This window comes from Virgifigura deserti (assembly GCA_003576685.1).
GTDB lineage: Bacteria > Pseudomonadota > Alphaproteobacteria > Dongiales > Dongiaceae > Virgifigura > Virgifigura deserti.
On record QOZR01000009.1, the window covers coordinates 101,298 to 125,853 of the forward strand.

Annotated in this window: 21 protein-coding genes; 8 read left to right on the top strand and 13 right to left on the bottom strand. The window is 65.3% G+C overall.

What is annotated here, in order from left to right; all coding sequences use genetic code 11:
• Positions 1-47 precede the first annotated feature (47 nt).
• From DT069_RS16265 to DT069_RS16275, 3 genes are read left to right on the top strand one after another with little or no spacing between them, the layout of a single operon-like run.
• The gene (locus DT069_RS16265; RefSeq protein WP_425450296.1) at positions 48-1,034 is read left to right on the top strand and encodes a tripartite tricarboxylate transporter substrate binding protein; all 987 of its coding nucleotides are present in this window, start codon (positions 48-50) and stop codon (positions 1,032-1,034) included.
• Between the two features lie 29 nt (positions 1,035-1,063).
• Positions 1,064-1,525, top strand: a complete 462-nt coding sequence (locus DT069_RS16270; RefSeq protein WP_162913239.1) for a tripartite tricarboxylate transporter TctB family protein — start codon at positions 1,064-1,066, stop codon at positions 1,523-1,525.
• Positions 1,526-3,025 (top strand): tripartite tricarboxylate transporter permease, encoded by a 1,500-nt coding sequence (locus DT069_RS16275; protein ID WP_119461370.1) that lies wholly within the window; start codon positions 1,526-1,528, stop codon positions 3,023-3,025.
• A gap of 46 nt (positions 3,026-3,071) precedes the next feature.
• On the opposite strand, the gene DT069_RS16280 is transcribed toward DT069_RS16275, so the two are convergent.
• Both DT069_RS16280 and DT069_RS16285 read right to left on the bottom strand, forming a co-directional pair.
• Positions 3,072-3,470 (bottom strand): VOC family protein, encoded by a 399-nt coding sequence (locus DT069_RS16280; RefSeq protein WP_119461371.1) that lies wholly within the window; start codon positions 3,468-3,470, stop codon positions 3,072-3,074.
• A gap of 81 nt (positions 3,471-3,551) precedes the next feature.
• Positions 3,552-3,974, bottom strand: coding sequence for a VOC family protein (locus DT069_RS16285; protein ID WP_119461372.1), 423 nt, complete (start codon positions 3,972-3,974; stop codon positions 3,552-3,554).
• Between the two features lie 106 nt (positions 3,975-4,080).
• Here DT069_RS16285 and DT069_RS16290 point away from each other — a divergent pair, with 106 nt between their 5' ends.
• On the top strand, positions 4,081-4,689 hold the full coding sequence (locus tag DT069_RS16290) for a TetR/AcrR family transcriptional regulator (RefSeq protein ID WP_119461373.1): 609 nt from the start codon (positions 4,081-4,083) through the stop codon (positions 4,687-4,689).
• 20 nt (positions 4,690-4,709) lie between these two features.
• On the opposite strand, the gene panE is transcribed toward DT069_RS16290, so the two are convergent.
• The 6 genes from panE to DT069_RS16320 form a co-directional block, all read right to left on the bottom strand.
• Positions 4,710-5,663: a 2-dehydropantoate 2-reductase gene (gene panE, locus DT069_RS16295; RefSeq protein ID WP_119461374.1), complete on the bottom strand. Its 954-nt coding sequence runs from the start codon at positions 5,661-5,663 to the stop codon at positions 4,710-4,712.
• A 148-nt stretch (positions 5,664-5,811) separates the two neighbouring features.
• Complete coding sequence (locus DT069_RS16300) at positions 5,812-6,327, bottom strand: hypothetical protein (RefSeq protein WP_119461375.1); 516 nt, start codon at positions 6,325-6,327, stop codon at positions 5,812-5,814.
• Positions 6,327-6,938: a hypothetical protein gene (locus DT069_RS16305; RefSeq protein WP_119461376.1), complete on the bottom strand. Its 612-nt coding sequence runs from the start codon at positions 6,936-6,938 to the stop codon at positions 6,327-6,329. The genes DT069_RS16300 and DT069_RS16305 overlap by 1 nt, the downstream gene beginning before the upstream one ends.
• On the bottom strand, positions 6,925-7,695 hold the full coding sequence (locus DT069_RS16310; protein ID WP_425450297.1) for a MotA/TolQ/ExbB proton channel family protein: 771 nt from the start codon (positions 7,693-7,695) through the stop codon (positions 6,925-6,927). Before DT069_RS16310 ends, DT069_RS16305 begins: the two co-directional genes overlap by 14 nt.
• Positions 7,696-7,942: 247 nt before the next feature.
• Positions 7,943-9,313: an MATE family efflux transporter gene (locus tag DT069_RS16315; RefSeq protein WP_425450298.1), complete on the bottom strand. Its 1,371-nt coding sequence runs from the start codon at positions 9,311-9,313 to the stop codon at positions 7,943-7,945.
• 158 nt (positions 9,314-9,471) lie between these two features.
• Entirely contained in the window at positions 9,472-10,086 is a 615-nt protein-coding gene (locus DT069_RS16320) for a sigma factor-like helix-turn-helix DNA-binding protein (protein ID WP_162913240.1), read from the bottom strand.
• A 659-nt stretch (positions 10,087-10,745) separates the two neighbouring features.
• On the opposite strand from DT069_RS16320, the gene DT069_RS16325 reads away from it, so the two are divergent.
• On the top strand, positions 10,746-11,015 hold the full coding sequence (locus tag DT069_RS16325; protein ID WP_119461378.1) for a hypothetical protein: 270 nt from the start codon (positions 10,746-10,748) through the stop codon (positions 11,013-11,015).
• 168 nt (positions 11,016-11,183) lie between these two features.
• Here DT069_RS16325 and DT069_RS16330 read toward each other — a convergent pair whose 3' ends face one another.
• A complete protein-coding gene (locus DT069_RS16330; protein WP_425450299.1) occupies positions 11,184-11,987 on the bottom strand; it encodes a Crp/Fnr family transcriptional regulator in 804 nt (267 codons plus the stop codon).
• A gap of 714 nt (positions 11,988-12,701) precedes the next feature.
• Here DT069_RS16330 and DT069_RS16335 point away from each other — a divergent pair.
• Positions 12,702-13,169: a hypothetical protein gene (locus tag DT069_RS16335; RefSeq protein ID WP_119461380.1), complete on the top strand. Its 468-nt coding sequence runs from the start codon at positions 12,702-12,704 to the stop codon at positions 13,167-13,169.
• Positions 13,170-13,250: 81 nt separating this feature from the next.
• On the opposite strand, the gene DT069_RS16340 is transcribed toward DT069_RS16335, so the two are convergent.
• The 4 genes from DT069_RS16340 to DT069_RS16355 all read right to left on the bottom strand — a co-directional run bounded on the left by DT069_RS16340 (position 13,251) and on the right by DT069_RS16355 (position 19,174).
• Entirely contained in the window at positions 13,251-13,877 is a 627-nt protein-coding gene (locus DT069_RS16340) for a response regulator transcription factor (protein ID WP_119461381.1), read from the bottom strand.
• Positions 13,874-15,811: a PAS domain S-box protein gene (locus tag DT069_RS16345; protein ID WP_162913242.1), complete on the bottom strand. Its 1,938-nt coding sequence runs from the start codon at positions 15,809-15,811 to the stop codon at positions 13,874-13,876. Before DT069_RS16345 ends, DT069_RS16340 begins: the two co-directional genes overlap by 4 nt.
• Positions 15,812-15,986: 175 nt before the next feature.
• Positions 15,987-17,621, bottom strand: a complete 1,635-nt coding sequence (locus tag DT069_RS16350; RefSeq protein ID WP_425450300.1) for a bifunctional aminoglycoside phosphotransferase/ATP-binding protein — start codon at positions 17,619-17,621, stop codon at positions 15,987-15,989.
• Positions 17,622-17,704: 83 nt separating this feature from the next.
• Positions 17,705-19,174, bottom strand: a complete 1,470-nt coding sequence (locus DT069_RS16355) for a hypothetical protein (protein ID WP_119461384.1) — start codon at positions 19,172-19,174, stop codon at positions 17,705-17,707.
• Positions 19,175-19,816: 642 nt separating this feature from the next.
• On the opposite strand from DT069_RS16355, the gene DT069_RS16360 reads away from it, so the two are divergent.
• Together DT069_RS16360 and DT069_RS16365 are read left to right on the top strand one after the other, a co-directional pair.
• A complete protein-coding gene (locus tag DT069_RS16360; RefSeq protein ID WP_119461385.1) occupies positions 19,817-23,245 on the top strand; it encodes an ankyrin repeat domain-containing protein in 3,429 nt (1,142 codons plus the stop codon).
• Positions 23,246-23,756: 511 nt separating this feature from the next.
• A complete protein-coding gene (locus DT069_RS16365; protein ID WP_425450301.1) occupies positions 23,757-24,551 on the top strand; it encodes a PEP-CTERM/exosortase system-associated acyltransferase in 795 nt (264 codons plus the stop codon).
• Positions 24,552-24,556: the final 5 nt, after the last annotated feature.

The following is a 24,556-nucleotide window of genomic DNA, read 5'->3' on the forward strand; positions in this document are numbered from 1 at the left end:
GGAGCCGCGGAGCAGACACCGCGGACGAACCGACTGGGAGGACAGCAATGCTCGATTTCGCGGGCCGCCGAGCGCGCCGGTGGCGGATTCCGTTCGCCGCCGCCGCGATGATGATGACCGTCGCGACCGCTCCGGCGGCTCAGACCCTGGACCGCCTCGAGCTCATCGCGCCCGCCTCGCCCGGCGGCGGCTGGGACCAGACCGCGCGGTCGATGCAGGAAGCGATGCAGAGCGAGGGCATTATCGGCAGGGTCGAGGTCGAGAACATTCCCGGCGCCGGCGGCACCATCGGGCTGGCACAGTTCGTCGATAGCCGCGCGGGCCAGGGCGATGCGATGATGATCAGCGGCCTTGTGATGGTCGGTGCCATCCTGACGAACCAGGCTCCCGTCACACTCGAGCAGGTCACGCCCATCGCCCGGCTGACCGGCGAGTATGAAGTGATCGTGGTTCCGGCGGATTCACCTCACCAGTCGCTGCAGGATCTCATCGACGCCTTCAGGGAAGACCCCGGCTCGGTGTCCTGGGGCGGCGGCTCGGCCGGCGGCACCGATCACATTCTGGTCGGTCTGATCGCCCAGGAGGTCGGGGCCGATCCATCGAAGATCAACTACATCCCATTCTCCGGCGGCGGCGAAGCGCTCGCCGCGATTCTCGGCGGCCATGTCACGGCCGGGGTCAGCGGCCTCGGCGAATGGGTCGGGCAGATCCAGGCCGGAGAGCTTCGCGCGCTCGCCATCTCTTCGCCCGAGCGGCTGCCGGGTGTCGACATCCCGACGCTAATGGAAGGGGGCGTCGATCTCGACCTCGTCAACTGGCGTGGCGTCGTCGCGCCGCCCGAGCTCGACGAGGCGGAGCGTGAGGCGCTGCTCGGCGCCGCGGACACCATGGCCAAGAGCGAAACCTGGCAGGGCATCCTCGAGAATCGGAATTGGATGGACGCCTATCTGCCGGGCGACGAGTTCGCTGCATTCCTCGAGGAGGAGCGGCAGCGCGTCGAGGGCGTCCTGCGCGACATCGGATTGGTCCAATAGCTCCAAACAAGTCACAGCAACGGCGGGTCGTGCCGGGCGAACTGCTCCTGGCGCTCGGCATCGTCGCCTTGGGCGTCTTCATCGCCGTGGAGACAGCGACCTTCCGGGTCGCGCCCCTCTACGCGAAAGTCGGGCCGCGGCTTTTTCCCGGCCTCGTCGCCACAGGCCTTATCCTAATCGGCGGCCTGTTGGCCTGGCAGGTGCTTCGCGGCGATGGGCGGGAGCCGTCCGTACAACCGCGGACGCCGCCGCAATGGGCCCCGCTTGGCCTCGTCAGCGTCGGCCTGCTGCTCCAGATGCTGCTGATCGAGTGGCTCGGCTTCGTCTTGGCTTCGAGCATACTGTTCTGGTTCGTCGCGGTCGGATTCGGCAGCCGTCGGTATCTTCGAGATGCGGCGATCGGCGTGATCCTGTCCGTCGTCGTCTTCCTCGGCTTCACCCGTGGCCTTAACCTCTCGCTGCCGGCCGGCATCCTTGAGGGGCTCCTCTAGATGGAGGCATTCGGCTCACTCCTCGATGGCTTCGCCCTGGCGCTCACGCCGCTCAATTTGTTCTGGGCACTCTTAGGCGTCACCCTCGGCACGGCCATCGGCATCCTGCCGGGGATCGGACCGGCGCTGACCGTCGCCCTGCTGCTGCCGGTGACGTTCCAACTCGATGCGACGAGCGCCTTCATCATGTTCGCCGGCATCTATTACGGCGCGATGTATGGCAGCTCGACGACATCGATCCTGCTCAACACACCGGGCGAGAGCGGCTCGATCATCACCGCCATCGAAGGCAATCTGATGGCGCGCAAGGGACGGGGCGCGCCGGCACTCGCGACCGCCGCCATCGGTTCGTTCATCGCCGGCACCCTGGCCACGCTCGCACTGACCTTCCTTGCGCCGATCATCGTCGACCTGGCGCTCCGCTTCGGGCCGGCGGAATATTTCGCCCTCATGATTCTGGCCTTCACGACCGTCTCGGCCGTGCTCGGCGCGTCAATCCTGCGGGGCCTCGCCAGTCTGTTCCTGGGCCTCGCCCTCGGCCTTGTCGGAATCGACCTGCAGACCGGACAGGCCCGGTTCACCCTCGGCTTTCCGCAGCTGCTCGACGGCATCGACATCGTGATCGTCGCGGTCGGGCTGTTCGCCGTGGGGGAGGCCTTCTACATCATCTCGCGCCGGGACCTAGCGACGGAAGAGGTCGTGCCGATCAAGGGCTCGATCTGGATGACGGCCGCGGAATGGGCGCGATCCTGGAAACCCTGGCTGCGCGGCAGCGTCATTGGTTTCCCGCTCGGCGCCATGCCGGCCGGCGGAACCGAGATCCCGACATTCCTGTCCTACCTCGTCGAGCGGCGCCTGAGCCGCCATCCCGAGGAGTTCGGCAAAGGCGCGATCGAGGGTGTCGCCGGACCGGAGGCGGCCAACAACTCCGCCGTCGCCGGCGTTCTCGTACCGCTGCTCACGCTCGGTCTGCCGACGTCGGCGACGGCGGCCATCCTGCTCGCCGCCTTCCAGCAATACGGCCTGCAGCCGGGTCCGATGCTCTTCCAGAACGAGGGCGAGCTCGTCTGGAGCCTGATCGCCAGCCTTTATATCGGCAATCTGATGCTGCTGGTGCTGAACCTGCCGCTGGTGGGACTCTGGGTCCGCCTCCTGTCCATCCCGCGTCCTCTGCTCTATGCCGGCATTCTGGTCTTCGCGACGCTCGGCACCTACAGCCTCAACGGCTCCGCTTTCGACCTGGTCCTGCTCTACATCATCGGCGTGGTCGGTTTTCTGATGCGCCGCTTCGGCGTTCCAGTCGCACCCTGCATCATCGGCCTCATCCTCGGGCCGCTCGCCGAACAGCACTTCCGGCGGGCGCTCTCGATCAGCCAGGGCGACCCGACGGTGTTCTTCAGCTCCCCGCTCTCGGCGACCCTGCTGGCGATCGCCGCTCTGGCGCTGTTCGGACCGATGATCTTGCGGTGGCGGATGAACCGCGCGGCGCAGAGTAGCTGACGGCGCGCGTCAGCGGCCTCAGACAGCGAGAAGACCGATCCAAGACCTATTTCAGGTTCAGTTGCCAAGAGACACCGTAACGGTCGCTCACCCATGCGAACCGGCGACTGAACCCATACTCATCCAACGGCATGAGCGTGGCTCCGCCCTCTGCTAGCACGGAGGAAAGCCGGCGAATTTCCTCCTCGGCTTCGCAGTCGACGAAGAGGGAGAATGCTGGCGTGAAGGTGAAATCGTGTTTCACGGGGCTGTCGATACACATGACAGTCTGGCTTCCGATGGAGAAGCTTGCTGTCATCACCGTTCCTTCGGCGCCGGCCTCGCCTGGGCCGTAGCGGACGATGTCGATGATCTCACCGCCCGGGAACAGAGAGACATAGAAGTTCATCGCCTCTTCGGCGTTGCCTTGAAACATGAGAAAGGGTCGAATCTTCGTGCCCACCATACTCTCCTTGCCTTTCGTTTAGCGCAGCAACCAAGCTGGCCAGAGGTGAGCATATCCCGGAAGGGCCGACCACACCCGAATTCAGGAAGGCAAAGCCTCCGGATGGTAGAGTGCGGCGAACTCGGCGCTCGGTGGAATCGGCGTGATGACATCGATCAGAACGCCGTTCGGATCGGCGGCGATAAAGTGCCGCTGGCCGAACGGCTCGTCGCGAAGCGCGAGCTGAACGGGAACAGTGTCGCGCAGGCGCTCATATTCGGCGTCCACATCCTCGACCTCGAGGTTCAGGAGCAGCCCGCGGGCGGATGCCCGGAAATCCTCCGGAATGGTCGTGTGGCGAGAATCGAGGACCGCGAGATTCACGCCCGGTGCGGACTCCAGCGTCAGATGGACGTACCAATCGGCCGCAAACACGGCCCTGAAGCCGAAATGGGTTTCGTAGAACGCCTGTGTCGCCGCGACATTCTCGGTGCAGATCACGGGATAGTAGCTGGTCAGCTTCATCGCCTGTCTCCTGATCCTCCTTACGACAGCGCTGGATCATAATCCTTACGCTTGGCGCACTATCAGATACAATCTGTCTGTATGCGATGAAAAACAGGCAGCTTGTATGTCAACGTCGAGATCCAAAGCCGAAAGACATGCGCAGACCCGGGCGGCCCTCCTGCGAGAGGCCCGTCGCCTGTTCGCGGAACATGGCTTCGCCGACAGCTCGACCAACGAGGTGGTGGCGCGTGCGAAGGTGACACGCGGCGCGCTCTATTATCACTTCCCCGACAAGCGGGCGCTGTTCGAAGGCGTGTTCGAGGCGGTGGCTCAGGAGATCCTGGCGCGGATCGAGACGGCGACGGCCGCCTCCCCGTCACCGGCCGAAGCGTTGGTTCGCGGCTGCCGCGCCTTTCTCGATGCCGGCCTCGATCCTTCGGTCCGTCGGATCTATCTCCTCGACGCGCCGTCCGTGATCGGCTGGCGCCGGTGGCGGGAGATCGACGCCCGCTATGCGATGGGCTCGCTCCGCCTTGGAATCGAGGCGGCTCTCGAGACGCCTTCGACGCGGCGAGAGCTGGATGCGGAGACATTGACCTATCTGCTCTCGGGCGCGCTCAATGAAGCGGCCCTGTGGATCGCCGAGGCGCCTGACGCGGAAGATGTTCGCCGCCGGTGCGATGCCTCCATCGAGCAGTTGGTCCGCTCCGTCTTTGAAGAGGCAAAGGCTTAGAGTGCCGAACAGACCGCTCGTTATCGGGCCGGGGAGGCGTCCTCGGTCGCGGCGTTGCGGCTCTCATAGGCTTGCAGGTGGCAAACCGCCACGCGCAGCAGCGGGGTCGGGACGCCGAGCCGGGACGCGCGGCGAAGCAGATCGCCGAGGACATGCTCGCCCTCGACCGGTCCGCCGCGCTCGATGTCGCGCAGCATCGAGGCGGTGAAGGTCGAGCCGCGCGCCGTCAGAAGCTCTCGCGACTGGGTCAGGAATGTTGACCGCGGCGCGTAGCCGGCCGCGGCCGCGACGGTGGCGCACTCGTCCAGAAATTCCAGCATCAGCCGCTCGCCCTCTTCGGTCGCCATGATGGCACCGACGCTGGCCCGCATCAGGCAGGTCATGCCGGCGAGCGTCGCCAGCATCACGAACTTCTCCCACATCTCCTGGCCGATGGTATCGCTCGGCCGTGACCGGAAGTTGGCCTGGCCCATGATTTCGCCAAGCCTCTCGACGCGCTCCGTCCGTTGGCCGTCGAGTTCGCCGAAGACGAGATTGTGCGCCCGGTTCAGATGCAGGATCTCACCCGCGGGGGACAGGGTCGCTGCGATCTGGCAAAGGCCGCCCAGAACCCGGTCGGCGCCGAACCGCGCCTGCAGCGCATCCAGGTGGGCGAGCCCGTTGAGGAGCGGCAGGACGGCGCTGTCGGGGCCGACCGCCGGGGCCACCGCCGCCATCGCGGCGGGCAGATCATAAGCCTTGCAACAGAGCAGAATGACATCGAAGCCGGCGTCGGTCGGCATCGGCGCGCCTGCTCGCAAGACCGCGACCTGCAGGACCGCGTTTCCGAACGCGCTCCGGATCGCCAGACCGTCGGCGTTCAGGAGGGCGGCGCGCGCTTCCCGCACCAGGAAGGTCACATCCGCACCGGACTCGGCAAGGCGGCCGCCGAAATAGCCGCCGACCGCGCCGGCGCCGAGAATCAAGAATCGCATCGCCCGCCTCCGCATGTCGCCGCGACGCCGCCGGGCCGCATGGCAGCGTCATCGTGCGGCTATCGTTAGCATGTGGCAGACGAAGATGGATAGGCTGGATGATTGCAGCGTCGTGCTGGACGTCATGCGCCCGCTATGACGCTTCGGCTCAGATTTCGGTGCCGGGGTGCTCGTAGACCATCGGGCCTCGATGGTCGCGATCCTTCGGCGGCAGCGCCGGCTGCGGCAGGGCATAGAATTTCGGCTCGCGCGTATCGAGGCTCGGCTCGAAGGGCGCAATCATCCGAACGCCGTTCCCGTTGGTTTCGGCATCCTCGAGCGCAGACTGCAGCTGCTCAGCTGTTTCCTGGTCCCATGGCATCACATAGGAGCGCGGCCCGGCGATGCCGGCGATCTGAAGCCAGAGGTAGATTCCCTGCCCCTCCTCGATGCTGGCGCTCAGCACCGTCGCCTCGGGCACATTACGCTTAACCCACTCGAGATTGACCGGCTTCGGCTTGCTCAACAGGTCGGCGAGGCTGGCATAGCCGACAACGAGCAGCAGCGACGCCGTGACGACGGCGCTCCCCTTGACCCACAATTTGCGGGGCGCCCAGATGCTGATGCTGGCAAGCAATGAGGCCAGCAGAACAGTGGCGCCGAACAGGTAGATCAGGTTTTCCATCAGCCGGCCCTCGCAGTCCGAAGCTCGCGGAATAGGCTGTGAACACTTCCCGGTACGAGTTGCCCCTTGTCGTCCAGACGGAACCGGAACGCGGTGAGTTCCTGGTTCTCACGCCTGAGCTCGACATTGGTGGTCAGAAGCTGTCTGGTCTCCGCCTTTGGCGCCTCCTTGACGCTGACGACGACCTTCACCGGCACCGGATAGCTGATGCTGACGCCACGGTACATATGGACATTGACCGTGTACTCGCCCGCCGGAACGCCGCGGCTGTAGGACATCTCGTAATTCAGGTCGGTGATATCGGAGACCTTGCCCAGGTCATCGCGCAACAGGTTGAATATCTGGCCGCCTTTGTTCGAATAGCCGACAGGCACGTCGCTGGGCGCCTGCACCCAAAGATCGACATCGGCATCGAGATTGTCGGGCCACTGGATCTCGACGACGACATTGCCCGGTGTCTTGCCGTCGCCTTGGGCCAGCTTCGCTTCCGGGTTTATGAACGGCAGCAGCAGGAGGACGATGGCGACGAAACCGGCCAGCGCCAACATGATGACGTCACGAAAGACTGTCCCGCCGTCATCATCGTTGTTGAAAAGGTCAAGACCGCCCATGCGCTTCTCCGATCTCGACGATCGCGGTGATCAAGCTGACGGTGCCCGTGGCCAGAATCTGATAATTCATCATCAGCCAAAGATTGAGCACGCTGCCGATCAGGGTGGTGTAGAGAGCCACCGACATGCCGCCGATCAAGGTCGAAACCATTGGAGAGATGGCGTTGACGTCGGCGCTTGCCTGCGGATCGACGCCGGATAGCGCGATGATGAAACCGATCACCGTGCCGATGAGGCCGAGCAGCACCAAGCTGTTGGCCGCGAAGCGAACAACACCGATCCGGCTCGACAGCTTCAGACGCAGAGCCGACGCGGCGATGGCACGGCTCTCGCCCGGACGTCCGCGAACCTGGGAGAGATAGCGCAGGGCCAGCGACGATTGCGGCCGGAAGGGGTCGAACTCCTTCGCCAGATTGAGCTCGCGGCTGGTTCGCCAGATCTTGCCGGCGCAGATCGTGAAGCCGGCGAGGAACACGCCGACGATAACGAACGAGAGGCGCGTGCTGTCGGAGGCAAGCGCTGTCCCGACCCAGCCCTGGAGATAGGCTGCGGTCAGCAACGCGACACCGGCGATATTGACGACGCCGAACCGCAAGAGCAGCAGATATCGGTAAGCGAATTCGCGTCCGTCACGCCATACGGAAAGGCCACTGCCGAGGGCCGCGTCGGCTGAGGGGCCATCCTCCCCCGGCGAATGCCTTCCCTCGTCACTCCTGGTACTCACATCGACCATGACCGGTCCCTTTCGGAGGTTCATGTGCCTACCCTGTGAGGTTAAGACTGCAGGATCTTCCGACTAACGGTAGGCGCTGCTGGTAAACAATGTCTAAACTCTTTCGATTGTTCCCGCGGCGCCTTTCCCGTCGAAGCGGTACGCGGCGCATGGCAGTCCGATTCAGCGCATCCCAACGGCCCGGCATGGAACGCACCGTCGCTCTTGCTGCCAACCCTGCCTGTTCGTTTGTAATCGCCGTTCGAGTCGAATGGTTCCCTGATCGGACCGCTCAGCCCAGGCTGCGTTCCAACCTCGAATAGAAGGCGCCGAGACTCATCGCCCGGACCAGCATGAAAAGCGTGAATGCGAGCCACAGGCCATGATTGTCGAGGAGCGGGACCAGAATCCAGCAAGCGGGAAGGAACACGGCCAGAGAGAAGATCATCGCGTTGCGCATCTCGGCCGTGCGGGTCGCCCCGATGAAGATTCCGTCGAGCTGGAAACTCCATACGGAGACGACCGGCGACAGCACCAGCCAGGGCAAATAGAGGATGGCGACCCGGCGGACCTCGTCGATGCCGGTGAACAGGCCGATGATGCTCGGCCCCAGCAGGGCGTAAATACCGGCCATCGCCGCCGCAGCACCCAACGCCCAGACCGTGCTGGTCCGCACGGCGGCGCGGAAGGCATCACGGCTCCGCGCCCCGACGGCACCGCCCGCTAGGATCTCGACGGCATGAGCGAAGCCGTCGAGACCATAAGCGGCGAACTGCTGCAGATGCATGAGAATGGCATTGGCGGCCAGGGGCACATCACCCATCCGCGCGCCCTGTGCGGTGAAATAGCCGAATGCGAAGATCAGGCAGATCGTCCGCACGAAGATGTCGCCATTGACGCGGAACAAGGCGACAAGCCGCTCCCGGCGCCAGAGCCGGGCTTGCTCCCGCCGCGCGCCGCCCTGCCGGCCGGACCGATCACCACCGGTTCGGATAAAGATCCGGAAGGCGATGGCGAGGCCCAGCACTGCCGCGCCATATTCCGCGAGGACGCTGGCGAGCGCCACACCGACGATACCCCAGCCGAGGCCGATCACGAAGAGCAGGTCCAGCGCGGCATTGGCGCCGTTGAGAACAAGCTGCACGATTAGCGCCGTCCGCGCGCGCTGTGTTCCAAGCAGCCAGCCGAGCAGCGCGTAGTTCGCCAATGCCGCCGGCGCGCTCCAGATCCGGACATCGTAATAGGCATGCGCCAGGGCCTCGACCTCGTCGCTCGCGGTCAGCAGGGAAAGCGCAACGACGCGGATCGGCATCTGCAGCAGGATGAGCAGCGCCCCCAGCGCCGCGGCCAGAATCAGCGGCCGCAACAGCGTTGCCTGCAGCTCCGTCCGATCCCCGGCGCCATAAGCCTGCGCGGCGAAACCCGTGGTTCCCATGCGCAGAAAACCGAAACCCCAATAGAGAAAGCTGAAGATCAAAGCGCCCAGAGCGACGCCGCCGATATAGGCCGGATCAGGCAGATGGCCGACGACGGCGGTATCGACGGCGCCGATCAGCGGTGTCGACAGGTTCGACAGGACAATGGGAATGACGAGTCGCCAGACCCGGGCGGTCCAGCCTCCCGTGGGCGCACCGGGCGGGTTCGATACGGGCATGTCGGTCATAAGGTGGTCCGAGCGATCGCAGGCCGGGCGACGATATCAATATTCCCCGTCGCCCGCCATTCGGCACTCGGTTCCGGCCCGGCCCGGCGGCGGCCTTCGTTACCGGCTCTCCGTCGATGCGACGGGTCGGCGCCGGGCCGTCGGCAACGCTTTCCCGCTCAGGATCTGCCGAAACGGACGATGGCCGCCGTGCCCTGATGCGGCTCGCCGTTCGGGCCGCTGCGCTGCTTCAGGATATGGCTGCGCTGCGATGGTCGCACCGGCTGACGTTGCAGCCCGTTCGTCTTGCGCTCGACGCTGCGCAACCGCTTCTTGATCTGCCAGAGACGCAGCATGAACGTGCCGAGCGGCAGGCCGAGCACCTCGGCCGCCTCCTGATGCGACATCCCTTCCAGCCCGATCAGCAGCAGGATCTGCTGATCCTCGGCGGAGAGTTGCCGGAACGCGTTCTCGAAGTCGCGCACCGTGAAGCCGGTGGCGGACGGCGAACGGACCCCACCGGACGCCCCGCCGAATGATTGCCGTCCGGCTGATAGGCCGGCAGCCTCGTCACCCGGGCGCAGAAACTCCCTCGCATATCGATCATGGAGAATCGTGAAGAGCCAGATACGAAGATTGGCCGCCGACTCGCGCTGCTGACGGCGCAGGACCGCCTCGCTCAAACAGTCACGCACGAGTCCATCGGCCTGGTCCGCGTCATGCAGCAACGCGCGTGCGAACCGCCGCAAATGCGGGACGAACTGCTCGATCGCTTCTAGTTCGCTGATGGTCATCCGAGTTCTCCCCATCCAGCTTGCGTGTGCCGCGGCGGAAGCAGGTGGAAGCGGATTTCGTATCGCCTCCAGCCATGGCTCGCGGGCTCGACAATGTCGTGAACCTTAGCCACCGATACACTTGGCGATATTGATCTGGGTCAATCTTTCCATCCCATTTCCCGGCATGTCTGTGGTCGTTTTGTGGCATTCGGCATCCGCGTCCCTACCCCAGAAAAAAGCAGACATGCATGGCGAAAATTCGGCAGCGCCATGGCGAACCGATGGTATCGCGGCGGGCGACCGGCCACGCGCCCGAAGCTCCCCCATCGATAATTTTTTGATCGGCTTGATCCAGGTTAAAGCCACCAGGGCCGCGTTTCTGCACATTACCCCCCGTCGCGTGGTGAATGGTTGTGTATCGCCTTATCCGGAGTCCCGCGCCCCCCTGCGAAGGCGAGCCGCAGCCCTACCCGCAAAAGTCCAAGGGTTTCCCTTGAGACGATTCGGGACTCGCCACGCGACACCCCCCCTTCAACGTCCCCCCACCGAAAATCAGCCGCGACCTCCGATGCTCCGAATCCCTTGGCATCGGACCCTCTTGTGGTGGCCGCGAGCCAACGACACATTGAGTCTCGAGTTCCCGTGTGATGCTCGAACGATGCAGGGGAAGAGCGCCAATGACCGATCTTACCCGCGAGAAGATTATCGAGATCGTCGGTCCGCTTGAGGATGATCAGATAACAGCGATCATCGCGACGGGCGCGACCGACGCCGACGTGATGGAAGCCTTCGCCTGGCTCAGCGAGGACGAGTATCTCGGCAACACGCTGCAGCGCCCGATGCGGGGCATCGTTTCGGAGGTCCACGAGATTCTGAAAGCCGACGAGCCCGACGAGGAAGACGGCCGCGGCTTAGGCCTGCCCGGGAGTGGCCCGGACGTTGAATGACCCCGGGCGCTGAATGAACCGGGCACGCCCATCCCGGCTCTCTCCGCCATGGCGGAGAGAGCCGGGATGGGCGCCGAACCGAGTTGTGGAACGCGTGTGATTCAGCTTCCGATGATTCAGCTTCCGAAGTTCGGCACAAACGATGTGCCGAACTTCGGAACCATTATATTAGCGTCGCACATAGGGCTGGCTGCCGGCGGCGCGGCTGTTGGCGTTTGCCGAAGACGGAAGACCGATGGGACCGCCATGCGGTACGCGTGACCGGATCGCGGCGGGCATCCTGGCCGGCAGCCAGCTCTCCGCCGGCGGCCGCGGCGAGGATGGATCGAGGGTCTCGTCGGAGACCTCGATCCATTGGCTGGCGCCATCGACATCCATTACCGCCGCCTCGAACAGCCCTTCCGGATCGAATATCTCCAGAAGGCCATCTCTGAGCTGCAGAATTCCGTCCTCGCGCAGCGCTTTGAGCGTGCGGCTCACATGGATCGAGGTGAGGCCCATCGCATCGGCGATATGCGCTTGGTTGAGCGGTAGCCCGATGACCTCGCCCCTGGCCTGCGGCAGCCGCTGTTGCGCCCGGCAGAACAGCTCGAGCAGCAGATAAGCCACCCGCTCGCGGGCCGACCGCCGCCCGATGCTAGTGAGATGTTCATAGAGAAGCATCTCGTCGCGCTTGCCGAGCCATGCGAGTTGCAATCCCATTTCCGGCTTCTGCTGAATCAGGCGCAGCAGATGCTTCCGTGGAACCGCGCAAACCGTGACGTCACTGAGCGCCTGACAGCCGTATGGCATCGTCGCGACCTGTTCCGGGAAGAGGCCGTAAAGCCCCCCGCACAGCCCGAAGGACAGGATCTGACGCCGGCCGTCCTCAAGGATCAGATAAGTGAACATCCAGCCGGTATGCAAATTGTAGACGTCGTCGCAGTTTTCGCCCTGCCCGAACAGATCGGTGCCTGCCCGCACCACACGCATGTTCTTATAGGAACTGGCGAAATTGATATCCTGTACGCCGAATGGCGCACATGTCTTTTCGTCATGAAGAGCGCAGATACGGCAATGGACGGATGCAGCTCCGCGGCCTCTCGGTCTATTTTCCATGCGCCACCCCTTGGATTGCACCGCAACGAGGTCGCAGGATCAATGGCGATCGTTGCGTACCTCATCGCCGGCTCGACCTGCACTGACTTTTCGCAACATCTTTGTGTGAATTGCCCGCGCGACCACCGACTCTCGTGGGAATGGTAAACAGGCGGACCGCTGCGGCGTATATACGTTTTTATACGTATTCGCTTGAAATCCCATTGTTTTGAATGGGATCTGGCATGGCTGTCAGTAGGTTAGCAATCTTTTCTCATAGAGACTGAGAAGGTCGATAAAGAAAAATTCACAGGTCGGATTCTCGTATCGCGGCAGTCCGGCGCACCCCGAGGCACCGCGAGTCACGCGACGGGACCTCTCAAAGAGGCGGCCCGCAGGAACGATAGGATGGCGGAAACATACCTGTGGGGCGTCTTGATGTCCGCCCGATTGCCGGACAGGCTGCTGGTCTGCGAGAGGAATATGATTAGACTATGAATCGAGACGATGTATCGTCGACTTATGGTTGAACAACAATACTTGAAAAAAACCCGCGACGAGACGAGAAGCGGAGGATTACCTCGGAGACAGGATGTCGAACTGCGACAGTTGCGCCAGAGATATGACGATCTATGCGCCTCGCTCTTGCAAGGCCCGGCCGGCGATCTCGTCAGGGAGACGGAGATCGTCCAGGACCTGCAGAGGCTCAGCGACCGAATCGTTGCGTTGGAAATGCAGGATGGGCCGATGAGCGATCCCGGCGACACGCCTTCCACCGAGTCGGAACACAATCCGCCGGAGGCCGTGGAGGAGATCGCGAGGAACTTCGATCGGATGATCGAGATGATCGAGCGGCAAACGATCCAGGTCGAGCATGTCCTGCGCCGGTGCAACGAGAACCGGGACCAGCTCGAGCGGGTGGAGCGCCGCCTGATCGAGACGACGCCGCTGCTCGAGCGGCAACTGCCGGAACTCCGTGACGCCGTCGACCGGCAGCGGCAGCGGGTGACGGCGCTTACCGTGGCCGTCCAGCGCCTGTCGCAGTGGCTGGTTTCTCATCGAAACGACCGCCCCTAGAGTGCGCTTCACCGATCACGTCGGTTCGATGTGATCGGATCAGGCTCTAAAGACGCCATTCGCCCCGAAGCGCCCGCCGGTTCAGTTGAGCGGGGATTTGTCCGGCTTGGCGTTGAGAGTCATCTGCACGAGTTCGGCGACGGACCGCGCCCGCATCTTCTCCATGACCCGGGCACGGTGAATCTCGACCGTCCGGGCGCTGATCCCAAGACGGGCGGCAATGACCTTGTTCGGATCGCCCGCCACCACACGCTCCAGAACCTCGCGCTCTCGGGCCGTCAGCCGGCTCTGCCGCGCCGCTGCGCCCGTTGCCGCGGCCGATTCGCGCCGCCGTTCCTCGTCGAGCGCAAGCGCGCGCTGCACGGTCGCTAGGAGGCGGTGCTCGTCGAACGGCTTTTCGATAAAGTCCACCGCTCCGGCCTGCACGGCCGCGACCGCCATCGGGATGTCGCCATGCCCGGAAATGATGATGACCGGAATGCCGACTTGGTCCGCGGCGAGCTTCGCCTGCAGTTCCATGCCGCTCATACCGGGCATCCGAACGTCGAGAACGAGGCAGCCCGGGCGAACTGGATCATAGGCGGCCAGAAACTCCGCGGCCGAAGTCTTGGCTTCAACGGTGAAGCCGTTTGATTTGAGCAGCAGCCCCACCGCCTCGCGCACGGCATCGTCATCATCGACCACGAATACCGTCGGTGCTTGCATCATGGGCGCGCCCCCTCCTCGGCCGACGGCAAGGTGAAGCGGAAGACCGCTCCCCCGCCGGGCTTCGATGCAGCCCACAGCTTGCCTCCATGGGCGTTGATGATCGACCGGCAAATCGTCAACCCCACCCCCATCCCGTTCATTTTCGAGGTGACGAACGGCTCGAACAATCGCCTCGCGACGGTAGCGGGAATGCCGGGGCCCGTATCATCGACGGCGACCTCCACGGCATTCTCGCTGTTGAGCGACGTCGAAACCCGTACTTCGCGCTCGCCGGTTGCGGCATCGACGATCGCCTGTACGCTGTTGCGCACGAGATTGAGGACGACCTGCTCGATCTGAATGCGATCGACCATGACCGCCGGCAATTTCGTGTCGAAGTCCGACCGGATCGTCACCCGGTGTCGCCTCGCCTCCACGGCTTGGAGATCGATTGCCGTCAGGACGATTCGATTGATGTCTTGTTCCCTGCGGAGCGACTCGCCCTTTCGCGTGAAATCCTTGACGTGGCGGATGATGTCGCCGGCCCGCTGGGTCTGCGCCACGATCATGCTCATGGCGTGCCGGAGGTCCGCCGGGATGTCATCCGACGACATCAGCATTCTCTGACAGGCCTGGGTATAGCTCATGATCGCGGTCAACGGCTGATTGAGCTCGTGGCCGATCGCGGACGCCATGGCAACCATCGTATTGAGCCGCATGACATGGGCGATCTCCGCCTGCTGCTGCTGAAGCTTCGCTTCCGCCGCCTTCCGACGTGAGATGTCGCGGACGAACCCGGTGAAGGTCCGCCGGTCTCCGAAGCGAACCTCGCTGACCGACAGCTCCATCGCGAAGGTCGTTCCATCTTTGTGCCGGCCGAGAACATCGTGCGAGCCGATCTTCGACCGCTTCAGGCCCCGCTCGACATAGCGTTCGATATAGTGAATGAATCGCTCGCCTTCCGAGGCAGGTAACAGGCGTTTGACGTTGCGGCCGATAATCTCGTCGGCGGCATAGCCGAAAAGATCCTCGGCGGCCGGGTTGAACGACAAGATCGTCCCCCGCTCGTCGATCCGGATGATTCCGTCGGGTGCCGTATCGACGATGCCGCGCAGACGGATCTCGCTTTCATGCAGCGCGGCATAGGCCTGCTTGCGATCCGTGACGTCGAGGCCTTCGAAGATCAGCATAGAGACTTGACTGTCTCCGGGGCCGCTCTCTTCGCGAATCGGCTTGAGCGAAAAGTCGATCGTGACCGGCCGGTGATCGGCGGCAAGAATGTCGATTTCGTCGCGAACCGGCTCACCCGCCGCTGCCACCGCGACGGCCCTGCGCAGCCGCTTGCGCCCCTCCGCCGACGCGATCCGCCACGGCACGGCCCAAATCGGGCGCCCGGACACCTCGGCCATCGTCACTCCGCCCAGCGCCAATGCGGCCTGATTGACCTTCACCACGGCGCCGCCGGCATCGAGCAGACCGACGAAACCGAGGATCTGATCGCAGACCGCCTCGGCGGTTTGCATCATGCCGCCGCCCGTCTTCTCCGCCCGCGTGGAGTCGGTGATGTCGATCCCCGTCGCAACGCAGAACGCCGAACGACCCGCGCCTTCCTCCGCCAAAACGGCGTTGGTCCACCGGATCAGTCGGCGCTCACCGCTTCTGGCGACCCAATGGCTTCTGTATGTGGTCTTCCGCGTTTCGGCCGACAGCCTGTTGAACGCGGTCTCGACGATACCGATCTCGTCGGGCGGCACCAGCACCTGCCACATCACCTTGCCGATGACATCCTTGCCGGCATAACCGGATGCGGATTCACACGCCCGGTTGAATCGCAGAATCCGACCCGCCCGATCGGTCACGATGACCAAGGCGTCGATCGTGTCGAGAAGCGCCGGCAGAAGGTCGGGACCGAGCAACCCTACGCCGTCGGTATCGATTTGCGCAGTTACCCCCATGCCCGCCCTGCAGCCGAGCTTCTTTCTCCGCCTGTCGCAGACCGCAGCGACCCATCCGACAATCAGGTTGGCGGCCCGCTTCGGCAAGGAGAAGACCCGGGGAACGCCGATCGTCTCCCTCCTCTACGCCAGACATTTTTCTGCAACTTTCTGCAACCTACATCGGCCGCCGCTTTCACTCAAGGTCCAGCCCGCTCAGCCGCCTTCGTGCTTCGGCCAGACAGGCTTGAGGATCGGCGGCGGCATCCAACCGGACCCAGTCGAGCCTGCCAAGGTCGAACGTAAGTTGTCGGCGCAGCACGTCGACCGTCGCGTCGGACGCGTCGCGTTCGTGACTGGGCGCCCGGCGAGCAACACTCCGGCGGGCGGCGATGCGCGCCGCCAGCGTTTCGTGCGGCGCCTCGAGCCAGAAGCCGACGAACGGCACGCCGGCGGCCCGCGCAACGGCGGCGATGGCATCGCGCTCCCTCTCGCGCGCCGAAACCGCATCGACGATCACGCCATGGCCGGCGGCGAGTGCCCTGCCCGCTTCGCCGCACAGCGCGGCATAGACCTTCTCCGTCATCTCCGGGCTGTAGGCGGCGTCCGGCAAGGTCGTCGCCATCGGCATCCCGATCAGCCTCTTGCGCAGGACATCGCTGCGCAGCACCCGCGCCCCAGGCGCCGGACCGAGTTCGGGTGCCAGGCCATAGGCGAGCGTCGATTTGCCGGTACCGCTCAACCCGCCGATCGCGACCAGCATCGGCGGTGCGGGTCGCAGCAGTTCCTCCGCCATCGACAGATACGACCGCGCCTCGTCGCCCAGCCTCCGCCCGGCCCCGCCGTCCAACTGTTGGCCGGCCGACTGTTGGCCGGCGGCGGTGGCGGCGATGTGCGCGCGAATGGCGGCGCGCGCCGACAGAAACAGCGGCAGCGTCGCCAATCCTTCCGGCGATTCGTCGCCGACATCGAGATAGCGGTTGAGCACGCCGTTCGCCAAGTCCCCGAGCCGGCGGTAACGGAGGTCCATGAGCAGGAAGGCCAGATCATAAAGGAGGTCGATGCAGGCGAGGGAACGGCTGAACTCGATGCAGTCGAAGAGCGTCGGCCGACCGTCGATCAGGCAGATGTTGCGCAGATGCAGATCGCCATGGCAGTGGCGCACCCGGCCGGTCCGCCGTCTGTCGTCGAGCAGCGCGGACCGATCGTGGAGCATGGCACGGGAGGCGCCGTCGACACGCGCGATGTCGGCCGGATCGAAGATCGTCTCATCGGCGAGCGCGAGGTTCTGGCCATTGCTCGCGAGCACCTCGGCCAGGCCGTCGGAGCCGCCGATGTCGAGGATGGGCGGCGAGTCCGCGTGAAAGCGCGCGATGGTTTCCGCGAGTTCGAGCATAAGGGGCGGGGTCAGGGCGCCCCGCTCCGCCAAGCGATCGAACAGATCTGCCTGATCGAAGCGTCGCATCACCACGACGAAATCGACCGCCGGCCCGTCGCCGTCGAAGGCAAGGGTGCCGCCGGCAGACCGGTTCAGTGACTTGAGCCCCAGATACAACGCGGGGGCTGTCCGCCGGTTGAGGGCCAGTTCCGCCTCGCAGAACCGTCGACGCAATGCGGCGGTCGAATAGTCGAGATAGGAAAATCGGACGGCGCGCTTGAGCTTATAGGCGCGATCCCCCACGAGAAAGACGACGGCACCGTGGGTCTCTATCCGCTCGACCGCCGTGGCATGCCCGCCATAGCTTTCCGGGCGCGACAAGAAGGCGATGGCTTCGCTCTGATCCTCGGCGATCACCCACGATACCCCGTCGTTCGGGCATGGCCGCTCCAAGCGTCGCGCTCAAGTCAACCGAATCTCAGGACGATTGCAAGCCCGCCGGCGCACACCTTGCTTGAGCGGGCCGAACGGACGGCTTAATCACCGGAGTCACCACCACCGGAGTCACTGCCGCCACCGGAATTGCTGCCACCGCCAGAGTCACTGCCGCCACCGGAATCGCTGCCGCCGCCAGAGTCGCTGCCGCCACCGGAATCGCTGCCACCGCCGGAATCGCTGCCGCCGCCGGAATCGCTGCCGCCGCCGGAGTCGCTGCCGCCACCGGAGTCGCTGCCACCGCCGGAATCGCTGCCGCCGCCCGAGTCACTGCCGCCACCGGAATCGCTGCCGCCGCCAGAGTCGCTGCCGCCACCGGAATCGCTGCCGCCGCCAGAGTCGCTGCCGCCACCGGAATCGCTGCCGCCGCCAGAGTCGCTGCCGCCACCGGAATCGCTGCCGCCGCCGGAATCGCTGCCACCGCCGGAATCGCTGCCGCCGCCCGAGTCACTGCCGCCACCGGAATCGCTGCCGCCGCCGGAGTCGCTGCCGCCACCGGAATCGCTGCCACCGCCGGAATCGCTGCCGCCGCCCGAGTCACTGCCGCCGCCGGAATCGCTGCCGCCGCCGGAGTCGCTGCCGCCACCGGAGTCGCTGCCGCCGCCGGAGTCGCTGCCGCCGCCCGAGTCACTGCCGCCACCGGAATCGCTGCCGCCACCGGAATTGCTGCCACCGCCGGAATCGCTGCCGCCGCCGGAGTCACTGCCGCCACCGGAATCGCTGCCGCCGCCAGAGTCACTGCCGCCACCGGAATCGCTGCCGCCACCGGAGTCGCTGCCACCACCGGAATCGCTGCCGCCGCCAGAGTCACTGCCGCCACCGGAATTGCTGCCACCGCCGGAGTCACTGCCACCACCGGAATCGCTGCCGCCGCCGGAGTCGCTGCCGCCGCCGGAGTCACTGCCACCGCCGGAGTCGCTGCCGCCGCCAGAGTCACTGCCACCGCCCGAGTCACTGCCGCCACCGGAGTCACTGCCACCGCCCGAGTCGCTGCCACCGCCCGAGTCACTGCCGCCGCCGGAGTCACTGCCGCCACCGGAATCGCTGCCGCCGCCAGAGTCGCTGCCACCGCCGGAATCGCTGCCGCCACCGGAATCGCTGCCACCGCCGGAGTCGGAATCGCCATCACCAGAGTCACTGCCACTATCGGCATCGCTGGTGCCACCCGTGTCGCTGTCCCCGGTATCTCCGCTTCCACTGTCCGCGGTGTCGCCGCCTTGACTTCCGTCATCACCGGACGAAGGGCCTCCGGCTTCGCCGGCCGTGCCGTCGGCGGCGGTGACGCCGCCGCCATTGGAACCGCCGTCCGAGCCCGGCTCGCCGAGAGCCGTACCGGCCGCCGGCGCCGTCTCCTCGACATAGCGTGCGAAGGCGTCGAGGCACTGCCCGTCCTCCGCGGCCGAGGCCAACTGCGCCGGCTCAAGCAGCCAGCAATCGACCAGCTCGGTCTCAGAGTCGCCGGCACAGCCGGAAAGTGCGGCAAACGCCAGCACCGTCGCCAGGGCGGTCATGCAACCCCGGCGCAGATCAATCCGGCGGAATGAGTCGCGGAATGGCTGGCGGGCTGGCTTAAGAACTGGCGCGCGATGATCTCGCTCGCCGGATGCGATGTGTGACGGAACCTTGCTCATGGGGCCTTCTTATGGGTATCGAACGGCGGGACACCCTATTGACGAGACCTCGCCGCAGTTGTGTAATTTCTGTAGCCGCCCTCCTGCGACGTCGCGGGGCATTGACGCGACGCGGCCGAGTACCGCACCATCTGGAGCAACACCGGGCGGTGTGATTTGGTTCCTTGTCATGGAAGAGGCGCCGGACATGGGCTGGCGCCATGGACGTCCCAAGTGCATCTCGGGGGCATACCGGGGGGCGCCCATATTCTCGAGGCTCTCGCGGGACTGTTCTTTACGAACCGGAGTTCCTAATATAAATGCGGGCGCTTGACCGTAGCGCCGGCTACCGGGCTCGAGACGCGTCACCGCCGAGGGCGCCGGCCAGCGACATGGGCTCCCCCGCTTTTTCGGCATTTTCGATCCGGTAGGGGCGAATATCGAGCCCCATTGGAGTCGCTGTTTGGAGTCTCAGTGCGCCCGTGAATATGGCTGTCGTAGAGTGTTGAGCAATTCCCTCGGCTGATTCTTAGGAACCGGATCATGTTCGCCGCATCGTTTGGTATTAGCGAGAATCCGTTCAAGATCACGCCGAACCTTCGGTACGTGTATCTTGGCGAAAATTTCCGCAATGTTCGCGCTGAGGCGAAGCACGCGCTTTCCAACCGGAACGGGATTGTGCTGCTGACGGCGCGGGCCGGCATCGGAAAATCGATTCTGCTGCGCCTGCTGGCCGAAGACATCGAAGCGGCCGATACGGCAAGCCGGATTCTGTCGTTTTCCTGCAGCCCGGGAGCGACCGTCGATCAGCTGTTCCGCCAAGCCCTCGACAGGTTTGAGGGGCAGTCCGGCGAAGGGCAGTCCGGCTCCGAGGCGTCGCCCGAGTCCGCTGCGGAAACCATCCCGAACTTGCCGCGGGGCGGGGACGATCATCTCCAGCAACTCGTCTCGGATTGCCTCGCGGCGGATCGCCCTTGCATCCTTCTGATCGATGAGGCCCAGAACCTGAGCGATCACGAGCTCGGCCGGTTGTTCCTTCTGGTCGACCGCGTGGATCACCACGGCGGCCGCTTGCGGATGGCGCTGGCAGGTCCGCTGGAGTTCGAGGACAGGTTGGGCCGGGCGCTCCCCGCCGGCTTCGAACGGCATATCATCCTGCGCCGCCGGCTCGAGCCGCTTCCGACCTATGAGGTCGCCACATTCATTTCGGAGCGGCTGGAAGCCGCCGGCTGTCGGCGCGACGGCCTGTTTTCGGCCGAGGCGATCGCGCGCATCGCCCACTACGCGGAGGGCGTGCCGCGCCTGGTGAATACGCTATGCGCCGCCGCCCTGTTCCTCGCCGAGTTCGAATCCCGGGATTCGGTCTCTGCCGATCTCGTGGACGAGGCGGCAAGACATGTCGAGCTGGCGCCCGCACAAGCGGAAGCGGGCGCCCGGGACCACGCGGCGGACGACGCGGACAGCAAGGCTCTTGTTCTGGCGCCGCCGCGTTCGCCCCCGGCGATTTCACCTCCGCCAGAATCCGAACTGCCTTCCTCCGGGTCCAAGCGATTGTCCTTGCCGGCGAGTTTCGATCGCGTCGATCGGCCGCGTGACCCGGACCGTATCGAGGTGCAGTCGGATTGGATGCCGCAGCCCCCATCTAGCAGTAGGTTGGCGGGCAGCAGGTTGGCCGGCGACGAGTTGGCGGCCGAGCGGTGGACGAGCGACGGGCTGGCGGGCGAAGAGCGACTTGCCGATCGGCCGTCCCGCCCCTGGCTGGGGCTGCTGTTCGGCGCATCGGCCGCGGCGGCGGTTTTCGCCACGCTCTTCGTCCTGTTGCAGGAAGCCGACCGTTTCCTGCCGTTCCTCGAGGACTCACCAGAGCTTGCCGCCACCGTGGACGGTCCTCCGACGACGGCAGAGCCGGCCGCCCCATCAGACTCGGTAGGCACGGTAGAGGAGCGCAACGACACCGCACCGGCCAGAACGGCGGCGGCGGAAACGGCGGAGACGGAATTGCCCGCGATATCGGCACAGGACGAGCCGACGCCGCCGCCGGCGCCGGCGATCGACCCGGACACCCTCGCCGAGATCGGGCAGGACGGGGTTCAGGGCCGAGAACCAGCGCAGCCGCCGTCCGACGCCGCGCCGCAACAGGAGCTGGCGGCGAAATCGGCGCCGACCTCGCCCGCAGGCGAAGCCCCTGAAGGCACTCCCTCGGAAGGCACTCCCTCCGAAGGCAAACCCTTAAAGGGCATCGTCGCGGAGGAGGCGCCGAACGGGGCATCGACGCAAGCCACAGCACAGACGGAGCCGGCTCCGGTCCAGCCCGCCGCACCCGAGGCCGACCGCCCCGCCGACCGCACGGCCGTGGCCAAGGCGGCACCGGATCCGGCTTCGGCCGCGCCGCGTGAGCCGAACGAAGGACCGGGTAGCGCCGAGGTATCGAATCCTGCACCACCAGAGGAGACGCAGGAGGAGACACAGGAGCAGAACACGGCGCCGGTGATCGCCGGGGCACCAACGGATCCGGGCACAGACGGACCCGACGATGCGGTGGCGGATGCGCCGCCTCCCGCCACGGACGCGGCAGTGGCTGAGAGCACCGAGCCTCCGTCGCCGGCAACGTCGCGGCTGGAATCCGGGACGGACGAGGCGCGAGCCGAGGCGGAGCCGGTGAGCGAGGAGCCGCCCGCGCCGCTGGCCGCCGAGACCACTGCGACGGAAGCGCCGGCGGCGGAAACGGCCGAGGCGGAAACTTCCGTGGCGGAAACTACTGTGGTGGAAACGCCCACTGTCGAGTCGCCCGACACGCCGCCGGCCGCTGAGGCGGCCGCGATCGATGACCTCCTGGGTCAGGCGCGGCGACAGATTGCCGATCTCGCGCTCACGACACCCGAGGGCGATAATGCCTACGAGACTTATCAGGAGGTTCTCGCGCTCGCCCCGGGTCATGACGCGGCCCTCCAGGGATTCCAGGACATCGCCGGAAAGTATGTCGAGCTTGCGCAAAGCGCGGAGCGCAAGGGCGAGGAGAGTCTGGCGCGCCGCTATTATGCCAAGGCGGCCAAGGTTGCACCGGACTACCCGGCACTGCCCGAGCAACGGACCGCAGCGTTGCCTGAGCCCGCGGCGCCGCCCCCCGAACCACAGCCCGAGCCGCAGCCCGAGCCTCTAGCTACGACGGAATCGCCTGTGGTTGTGGAACCGGCAGCAGGGCCGGCGCCGGATGCGGCGGCATCGGGCGGCACACCGCAGGAAACGCTGGGGCAGCTACTCGCCCAGATCCTCGGCGAGGATACGGCCGGCGCGCCCGCCGAATCATCATCGCCCGCGGCTCCCCCGGCGGAGCCGGTGGCCCCGGCCGATCAAACCGGAGCGGCGGTCGTTGCAGAACAGGCACGCGCTCCGGCGTCCTTCCCAATGCCGCTCTCGGCGCTGGAGGGGACGAAGAATCTGCGCGCGGCGATCGCCGCCGGCGCCGACGTGAACACAACGTTCAACGACAGGCGGACGCCGCTGATCGTCGCCGCGGCGCAACGGCAGACGGAGATGGTCGAACTGCTCCTGGCAAGCGGCGCCGATCCGAACGCCGCGACCAGGGCGCTCGGCACGCCTCTGATGTATGCCGTCTGGAACGGCGATGTCGCGAATGTCGAGGCGCTCCTGCAAGGGGGCGCCGACGTGAACTTGAAGAACATCGACGGCAAGACGGCGCTGATGGCGGCGGCCGCGAACGGCCACGCCCAGATCGTCGACATCCTGCTTCGGTACGGCGCCGCCGTCAATTCGCGCACGCTGAACGGATGGACTCCCCTCATGTATGCCGTTTGGGGGCGCCATGCCGCGGTCGTCGAGCAGCTGCTTGAACGGGGCGCCGACATATCGGCCGTGAACGAAGACGGCGACTCGGCCGCGCGCATCGCCGCCGACCGCGGCCATTTCGAAATCGCGGCCATGCTGCGCTCGCAACAGGCCCGCAACCAATAGCCGCCGACGCGGCAAGAATCGGCCGGTCCCGCGCCTTTCCTGCCTTTTGACCCTTGTACCCGGGGCCCTGGGCCCTACCTCCAGCGCGAACCGAGTTCTGCCCCGGTCCTGCCGGACGGGAGCTCACCCGAAACCGACGCCGTTCTGCGTCGGGCCGTGCGCTGCGGTTCCGTCGCGGGGATAGCGCATCACCCGCAAGATAATCCCGAACACAACTTTGACACTCGCAAATGACGCCCGACGCGGCACACTGCCCGCGAAGTTAGTGGCTCCACCAAAGACAATAACGTGGCTGCGCGGGGGTTCGTTCCAGCCACCCGATGCGGAGACAAGTCGACAAATCGTGACCCGACTGGGTGACGCGAAAAGGAAAACTATTGCCCGTATTTGTCAGAATGTCACGATATACTCAGGGCAGTCTGTATTAACAAATAAAAGAAAGAAAAAGGGCGATAATAAGACCAGAGGCGTCTTCGACTTAGGCAACTTCGCACCAGAGGATGTATCACGCGTGTTTATCAACCAAGGTTCGGCCTCCCTTCATCTCGAAGACACCTCGGCCTTCAGCCCTATCGCCTCGCCTTGCATCGTCAAATCCGAAGCTTTACATCGCCCCTCGCTCGTCGAGGTCTTTCGTGAAGCTTTCGAAGTAGTTCCCGTCGACAGCCCGGCCCTGAGCGAAGAGGTTCATCGCCTCCGCTATCAGATCTATTGCGTCGAGAACGGCTTCGAGGATCCGCGCCAGCATCCCGATGGCCTGGAGCGGGACCGGTTCGATGCGCATTCGGCGCTTTGTCTCCTGATGCATCGGCCGAGCGGGATCTTCATCGGCACCGTCCGCCTCATCCTGCCCTTGGCGCAGACGCCGCGCGAAAGCTTTTCGGTCCAGCAAGCCTGTCACGACCCGATCGTTTCCGACCCGCGTCGGTTTCCCTGCACCAGCACCGGCGAGATTTCCCGCATCTGCATCTCGCGGGAGCGGCGCCGGCAGTGCGACGCGCCTCCCGAGATCATGCAGCACGCCTTCGTGGGGCTGGCTCAGGCCTCGGTCCGGCTGAGCGTGGAGAACGGCATTACCCATTGGCTGGGGCTGATGGAGCCGATCTTCATCAAAAGGGTCGCGCGTCTCGGCATCTATTTTGACAAGATCGGCGATCCCGTCGAATATCACGGCAAGCGTCAGCCGATATCGGCGGATCTTACAGCCATGCTCGCGACGGTGCACAGCCTCCAGCCCGAGGTGTGGGAGGTGATGACCGACGAAGGGCGGCTGTGGCCGCTCGACAGCGCGGCGGCGGTTGCCTGACGGCT

What these genes read in the sequence shown, in the direction of transcription:
- DT069_RS16265 (WP_425450296.1), top strand. Translation starts at nt 48, where the DNA reads ATGCTCGATTTCGCGGGCCGCCGAGCGCGCCGGTGGCGGATTCCGTTC.
- DT069_RS16275 (WP_119461370.1), top strand. Translation starts at nt 1,526, where the DNA reads ATGGAGGCATTCGGCTCACTCCTCGATGGCTTCGCCCTGGCGCTCACG.
- DT069_RS16280 (WP_119461371.1), bottom strand. Translation starts at nt 3,470, where the DNA reads ATGGTGGGCACGAAGATTCGACCCTTTCTCATGTTTCAAGGCAACGCC.
- DT069_RS16285 (WP_119461372.1), bottom strand. Translation starts at nt 3,974, where the DNA reads ATGAAGCTGACCAGCTACTATCCCGTGATCTGCACCGAGAATGTCGCG.
- DT069_RS16290 (WP_119461373.1), top strand. Translation starts at nt 4,081, where the DNA reads ATGTCAACGTCGAGATCCAAAGCCGAAAGACATGCGCAGACCCGGGCG.
- panE (WP_119461374.1), bottom strand. Translation starts at nt 5,663, where the DNA reads ATGCGATTCTTGATTCTCGGCGCCGGCGCGGTCGGCGGCTATTTCGGC.
- DT069_RS16300 (WP_119461375.1), bottom strand. Translation starts at nt 6,327, where the DNA reads ATGGAAAACCTGATCTACCTGTTCGGCGCCACTGTTCTGCTGGCCTCA.
- DT069_RS16305 (WP_119461376.1), bottom strand. Translation starts at nt 6,938, where the DNA reads ATGGGCGGTCTTGACCTTTTCAACAACGATGATGACGGCGGGACAGTC.
- DT069_RS16310 (WP_425450297.1), bottom strand. Translation starts at nt 7,695, where the DNA reads ATGAACCTCCGAAAGGGACCGGTCATGGTCGATGTGAGTACCAGGAGT.
- DT069_RS16315 (WP_425450298.1), bottom strand. Translation starts at nt 9,313, where the DNA reads ATGACCGACATGCCCGTATCGAACCCGCCCGGTGCGCCCACGGGAGGC.
- DT069_RS16320 (WP_162913240.1), bottom strand. Translation starts at nt 10,086, where the DNA reads ATGACCATCAGCGAACTAGAAGCGATCGAGCAGTTCGTCCCGCATTTG.
- DT069_RS16325 (WP_119461378.1), top strand. Translation starts at nt 10,746, where the DNA reads ATGACCGATCTTACCCGCGAGAAGATTATCGAGATCGTCGGTCCGCTT.
- DT069_RS16330 (WP_425450299.1), bottom strand. Translation starts at nt 11,987, where the DNA reads ATGCGTGTGGTGCGGGCAGGCACCGATCTGTTCGGGCAGGGCGAAAAC.
- DT069_RS16340 (WP_119461381.1), bottom strand. Translation starts at nt 13,877, where the DNA reads ATGATGCAAGCACCGACGGTATTCGTGGTCGATGATGACGATGCCGTG.
- DT069_RS16345 (WP_162913242.1), bottom strand. Translation starts at nt 15,811, where the DNA reads ATGGGGGTAACTGCGCAAATCGATACCGACGGCGTAGGGTTGCTCGGT.
- DT069_RS16355 (WP_119461384.1), bottom strand. Translation starts at nt 19,174, where the DNA reads ATGACCGCCCTGGCGACGGTGCTGGCGTTTGCCGCACTTTCCGGCTGT.
- DT069_RS16360 (WP_119461385.1), top strand. Translation starts at nt 19,817, where the DNA reads ATGTTCGCCGCATCGTTTGGTATTAGCGAGAATCCGTTCAAGATCACG.